6 protein-coding genes and 1 pseudogene are annotated in these 6000 nt (G+C 34.0%); 4 read left to right on the top strand and 3 right to left on the bottom strand.

Features of this window, described 5'->3' with window-relative positions; genetic code table 11:
- Window positions 1-47: 47 nt before the first annotated feature.
- Window positions 48-359 (bottom strand): annotated as a pseudogene (locus J7E66_RS25170) (Tn3 family transposase); the annotation flags it as partial.
- Window positions 360-666: 307 nt separating this feature from the next.
- Complete coding sequence (locus J7E66_RS25175; protein WP_215004984.1) at window positions 667-1302, bottom strand: hypothetical protein; 636 nt, start codon at window positions 1300-1302, stop codon at window positions 667-669.
- A 604-nt stretch (window positions 1303-1906) separates the two neighbouring features.
- Here J7E66_RS25175 and J7E66_RS25180 point away from each other — a divergent pair.
- On the top strand, window positions 1907-2326 hold the full coding sequence (locus tag J7E66_RS25180) for a hypothetical protein (protein ID WP_215004987.1): 420 nt from the start codon (window positions 1907-1909) through the stop codon (window positions 2324-2326).
- A 201-nt stretch (window positions 2327-2527) separates the two neighbouring features.
- Here J7E66_RS25180 and J7E66_RS25185 read toward each other — a convergent pair whose 3' ends face one another.
- Window positions 2528-4009, bottom strand: coding sequence for a flavin monoamine oxidase family protein (locus J7E66_RS25185; protein ID WP_215004990.1), 1482 nt, complete (start codon window positions 4007-4009; stop codon window positions 2528-2530).
- Between the two features lie 628 nt (window positions 4010-4637).
- Between J7E66_RS25185 and J7E66_RS25190 the strand changes: the two genes are divergently transcribed.
- Genes J7E66_RS25190 through J7E66_RS25200 form a run of 3 tightly spaced genes read left to right on the top strand, consistent with a single transcriptional unit; the run spans window position 4638 to window position 5983 of the window.
- Complete coding sequence (locus J7E66_RS25190; protein ID WP_215004993.1) at window positions 4638-5126, top strand: hypothetical protein; 489 nt, start codon at window positions 4638-4640, stop codon at window positions 5124-5126.
- A gap of 13 nt (window positions 5127-5139) precedes the next feature.
- Window positions 5140-5742 (top strand): VanZ family protein, encoded by a 603-nt coding sequence (locus J7E66_RS25195; RefSeq protein WP_215004996.1) that lies wholly within the window; start codon window positions 5140-5142, stop codon window positions 5740-5742.
- A 40-nt stretch (window positions 5743-5782) separates the two neighbouring features.
- Window positions 5783-5983 carry a hypothetical protein gene (locus tag J7E66_RS25200; RefSeq protein ID WP_215004999.1) on the top strand — a complete coding sequence of 67 codons (201 nt, stop codon included), beginning with the start codon at window positions 5783-5785 and terminating at the stop codon, window positions 5981-5983.
- Window positions 5984-6000: the final 17 nt, after the last annotated feature.

Raw genomic sequence — 6000 nt, forward strand, 5'->3', positions numbered from 1 at the left:
TAAAAAGCCGGATTCCTGCATGCTAAGAGGTTTCCGGCTTCCATTGTTTAAAGGTTTAAAGGCCTTAATAAACTTAAATTAGTCACTTGTTCATTATCAAAATTGTATTCTCCTAAGAAATTTATGTGTTCCCACCCTAAAGGTGAAATATGACTCAAGAGAGCTTCGTTAAACTGACCTATTTCCTTTTTATATTCGGCTGCTTTCGCCAAATATACTGTATTCCAAACACTAATAGCGTTGATGATGATATTAAGCGCACTGGCACGTTGAAGCTGATCCTGCAATGCTCTTTCTCTAAATTCTCCATGTTTACCGAAAAAAATAGCTCGTGCTAAGGCATTCATGGCTAAATTTTTCTTTCAATGATATATCAAAATTTTTCCTGCTTTAATCAAACGTATGATTAAATAAAAAGGCATGTTAAAAATTAATGTTGAATTTCATTAAAATCTAAAAGGACCTGTTCTGGGTGGGTGTTGTAATTGTTGAATGACAATAAGGATGTTGTTTGTAAAGTTATTTAAAACCCCATCCATGATATTCAGCAATCGGGCTATTTTCTTGAATAAGACTTTTTAAAAAAACTGGATGTTTGTTAATGTGAATATTGTGAAGAATTGAACTTAAAACTAAAAAGCCGTTTTATAAGGCGCACTGACTATTTTAATTATTATTTCTTTGAATCTGTTTGTATATAAGCTTTGATAATGAATTTTCCGCGCTTATATTTCCCTTTTGTGCTTCTTTTTTCAGAAGTAAGATCATAATTCCACGAGGGACAATAATAACAGATAAAAAAGAACAAAGGTCAATTATTTTTGCATAAGGCTTTAAGTAAACAAAAATTCCCATCTTGGATAGTAAGAAGCCATAATATCCAATTATCAATAACCCTGAAAACAGTATGCTCCAACGCAAAAAACTATCCCAAGGAGACTTGTACTGGTATAAAATCATAGCAATTAATGGTGCAACCGTTAAGCTACTTCCGAAAAAATTCGGATAAACAGGAGATATAGCAATTTTTACTGCCCAAAAACCAAAAAACATTCCAATTGAATCGTAAACTACATATGCCACTGCCACCAAAGAACCATATAACAAAATCTCCACTATTCGTTTTTTGTCTACAAGATAAAAAAATAATAAATAACAAACAAGCACTACAAACAGCGTAAAAAACCATTCAAATGTAAGGAACTCTTGTTTAATCCATTTGGTTAAGATTAGATTATTCAATGCATCAGATTTTTGCATTATTTCTTCGTTTTTTTGCATTATTTCTTCGTTAGTAATCATTACAGTTCCCCCTTTTAAAAAATAGATAGTTTTAACATTTGTAAATAATTTAAAATTTATTCTATAAATTCAGAGCATTCTTGTTTCATTAAAGGGGGATTTAGGGGGAAAAGTGCACCAACATCCAATAAAATATCTTCCGTAGTCGGGCGCTTTTCTTTAGTAAGGATTGCAGTCTTTTTGCATGCTCCGGGAGCACCGATAAAATGACAAGGCAAAAGAAAAGGACCTGGATATTTTCTCTACCCCGTCCTTTTCTCAAAATCATTTTGTTCCTTCTTAACACCTACTTTCCGAACAGTCGTGCAAAGAAGCCTTTTTTTGAAGTGGTAGCTAATTCTTTTCTGAACTCCTGGGTTTCCCTTATCGATTGCATAAGCAATTCTGTCAACTCCTTATCCTCCCTCTGGTCTGGTACCGTTGACAGACGCCATGCGGGGCTTTCTCTCCTTTGTAAGCAGCCGCCCCTTGTCTTAACCTTAAGGCAACACTCAAGCCTTTAAGGCTTGTAGGTTAGTTACTTACTAAAAGCGTGAAGGTGACACTATCACTGCTATCCAGGCATTATGGAGACCGAGAAGTCACTAACAGTGAGTGATGAATCATGAATAACGTGTCACTATTTGGGTACCACATAAACAAAAGATGCATTGAAATGGGGATAAAAATGGAAGTTAAAAGTTTGGATGATGATAAGGTTGTAATAGCAGGAGTGATAGGCGCTGTTTCAACACTTGTAGGAGAAATTACCTCATGGATATTACTTCGTTCAGGTTACGATAAGAAGTACACTTTATACCAATTAAACAGCCTAATGATTACCGTTAAGGATAGGCCAACTGAATTAATGGGTTTGATAATAAATTTTGGGATTGGTTCTATGTTAGGAGCTATGATTTATCTTGCACTTAGAAAATGGGGGCACAGATATGTTCTCCTGATCTGTGGTGTAATCAGTCTATTTATGTGGTTTTTATGGGAACTTCTTTTCACTATGTCTATTGAGGGAAAAACTATTCTATAAGACCAGTGAGTAGTTATTATAGTCATTTAATTAGCTCTTTGGCATATGGAGTTTCCATGGGACTAATGTTAAAAAATTTCATTTTTAACAAAATTAAGTAACTAAAGTTTCGCTTCCCATATGGAATGACCTCCAATTGCCAGTTGAGAGACTAACAATTGGAGGGCAGTTGTTTTTTACTGAGCGACACATGGACCACAATTAAGATTCAAAGTAAGTTTTTGGCAAGTCATTCACTTCATATGCAGCATGTATTCCGGATTCGATTGCTCCTTGGATCCAACCGTGAGTAGTTGAGGCATGTTCGCCTGCAAAATGTACTCTTCCTTCGGGTGTGGAAATATAAGGGGTTAACTCTTTTACCTGTTCGGGTTTAAACAGCGTAAATGCTCCAGCAGAATACGGATATCGAACCCAACTGTGGCTCGTTCCTCCTTGAAAATCACTATAGACCTGTTTACCGTGGATCTCTGCTAAATTTTTTAAAACAAATTCCAAGCGACTATCCTGATTCAAACTATCCCATGGTATCGCATCATCTTCCCATGTATAACTGCCTAAAATGACACCTGTTCCTTGTGTACCGAGGCCGTGGCTGGGGTACTGAACATATTTAATCGGGAGGTCAGTAACAGTTTGCCCGCCATACAAACCTTGTTTCTCCCAGAACCTGTTTTTAAACTGGATCCCTGTCTTCGTAGACTCTGCATATTTTAGTTCCCGAATAGCCTTCCATTTATTTTCGGAAAATGAATCACGAGGCTCAATTTCTACAAATTGCAGTACTGAAAAAGGAATTGTCACAATCGCAAGATCTCCAGTAATTTGAAAAGGTTCTAAGATTCGATGGACAGAATGAACGGTTACTTGATTGTCGTGCTGTACAATTCTTTTTACATTTTGTCCGTAATAAATATTATCTTTCAATTGATTGGTAAATGCTTTAGGAAGCAGGTCATTACCTCCTGTTATTTCATAAAAAATATCAGGGATTAACAGTTCACGAAATAGTTCCAAAAATGAAAGCTCAATAAGTCCTTCCAGTGTAAGCATGACTTTAATCATTTCGATGGCTCCGGGAGATAATGTGACTCCGAATGGATTGTATCTTAAATAAGTATCCATCGAGTATTTATCCAATTCCCGAATGACCCAAAGCCAATTTCTTCTGGGGTTCTGGTTAATAAAATCGGTAACCGGTTTTATCGCTGATTGAATCAACTCTTTAGCTGTTTTCCCTTTTTCATGCGGGAAAACGGGAAAGCGTAATATTTGAGGGTTCTGTTCGTACGCCTTTAATCGTGCTTTAACCCCTTTTACATAGATAATATCGGCAGGAGTCGAATTGATAAACTTATTAACAGGGAGCTGGAATTTTTTTATATATTCCAAAGTCAATAAATGCGTACTGGGAATACGCATCGCACCAGCTTCAAGATACTGCTCATCCCTAAAATCCCCCCTTAATGTATATATCCGTCCTCCCACCCTATCAGTTGCTTCAATGACCGTTACATTGTGGCCGGCCTGCTTAAGCAGAGAGGCTGAGACCAGTCCTGCCATACCTGCACCAATAATAATGATCTTCTTGGGTATTTTGGGTATTTTGGTTTTTTCTAGTCCATTTCGTATAATTGACATCATATGATCAGAGGATAACTTGGGAAATACGTAATTTAACATACTTTTCCTCCTCAAAATGGGATAGACCAGGAATTGAAATTTAGTCTACTGCCATTTTATTCAGCAAGAAAAGCGAATTAGAATAAATATCAAAATGATTATTCCACTAGCTCAGAATCTTTTCATAGTAAGGGAATTTGCTAAGGAATAAAACTTGTAAACCGGCTAAAATTTAAGAATCAATCCATTGAACGTCGTAAACATTTCTAGGTGAAATTGACAGCCTAGGATTGGCTGTACGGCGTTTTTGGCGATTGGTCCTTGGAATGAATCCCATATATATTTTGTCTTGTTGCATAATCGGGCGCGTTAGTGGAAGAACAATTAAGTGATTTTAGGATTGAGACATATCTTAGTTATTCCATAAAAGGGCGCAATTCTGCAGTAAGAATTGTGCTCTTTCTTTATTTTAGGGCCAGATTATTGAATATCAATCGGTGTAACTGGCGATATAAAAAACATCTCAAAAGACCATCATGATGATGGTTATTTTTTTTACCGATAAATGGATGTATTTAAAGGTTTTGTAGAATCCACGAAGAATATTACTTAATATGGAAATTGGAGGGATAAGGATGAAATTTTTGGTTTTAATTATAAAATTAAGGGTCTATTTTATACTTTTATTTTGTTTTTAATATTAGGATTAAGTGGGTTATATATATCTAATTCAGTAAAAATAAAATATCAAAATGCCCGGGATAATTTTATAAATCAGTTTATTGATAATAAAGACCTTTCAAATAAGGATATAAAAAAAATAGCAAATTCTATTAAAGAATTTAATAAAAAATTTCATACCTTTGAAGATCTGGCAATTTTTCATAAAGAGAAAGGCATAGTCGTTAATCAATATTCTCATTTAGATTATAAAAATGCTGAATTTTTATTTCCTCTAGATGCAAAACAGAAAGATAACTTAATAACAAAAGGGTTCCGTGTAACGGAAGAATTTACGGTTGGGAATTTTGTGATTGTCCATAATTACTTTCCTGATTGGTATTATTTATTACCAATAAGTTTATTTATGATCAGTGCAATCTTACTAATAATTTGGTTTTCGGCTCAAATGAAATATGGTAGGAAAAATAGACTTTTAAAAATCAAACAGATATGAGAGCAGTGATTCAATGTTACTTCTTAATGGAAGGATTTTAATTGTTTTTGTAGTTATATGTTATTTAGCTTCGTGTATCTTAGCCAGGATTACAAATAAAGATAAAAAACCAGTAAATTGGATGAGGGAAGTTATTAAATTTTTATTTGTTTTATACTTAAGTATGGTTGTTGCTGTAACTTTATTTCCAATAATAATTGGACATAATCCTAATATTCAAAACGAATATCGTTCATTAAATTTTATACCACTTGTATCCATCTTCAGATATTTTAGTCAAATTGGTACTGCTTATGATGGTGATGTTGAATTTATGATTGAATTAATTGCCAAAAATATAGGTGGTAATATTTTATTACTAATGCCTTTAGGTTTTTGCGCACCAATATTATTTAATAAATTTAATAGCTTTAAAAATGTTGTATTACTTGGTTTGTTTATGTCCATTTGTATTGAATGTATTCAGTTTTTTGAACTAATATCTGGAATAGTTCTTTGGCGTTCGGTGGATATTGATGATGTGATTTGTAATGTAATAGGAGCTGTTTTAGGATACCTTATATATACCCTTTTGTTTCGATTTGAAAATATGAAACCAGAGAAGTTTAAAATGTAGACCCGTTATAAACCCATAATTGCAAGGAGGGGCGAAAGCTTTGAGATTTTTACCTATAATTATTTTTTGTATTTTGCTACTTGTAACTGGTTGTTCAAATAACGTAAAAACAGTAAATGAAGAAAATTTACAAGTAAGCCCAATTTTTGAAATGACAGGTAAAAACGGAGAAGGAGAAAAAATTACAAGCGATTGGATTGGAGAAAAAGAACATTTGGCTATCACTAATAACCCATTGTAAACGATAAACTAGAATCA

The sequence above is a fragment of the Bacillus sp. ISL-7 genome (genome assembly GCF_018613065.1).

Bases quoted from the DNA above. Each gene is read 5' to 3' on its own strand.
- J7E66_RS25175 (WP_215004984.1), bottom strand. From the start codon at position 1,302: ATGATTACTAACGAAGAAATAATGCAAAAAAACGAAGAAATAATGCAA.
- J7E66_RS25180 (WP_215004987.1), top strand. From the start codon at position 1,907: ATGAATAACGTGTCACTATTTGGGTACCACATAAACAAAAGATGCATT.
- J7E66_RS25185 (WP_215004990.1), bottom strand. From the start codon at position 4,009: ATGTTAAATTACGTATTTCCCAAGTTATCCTCTGATCATATGATGTCA.
- J7E66_RS25195 (WP_215004996.1), top strand. From the start codon at position 5,140: ATGTTACTTCTTAATGGAAGGATTTTAATTGTTTTTGTAGTTATATGT.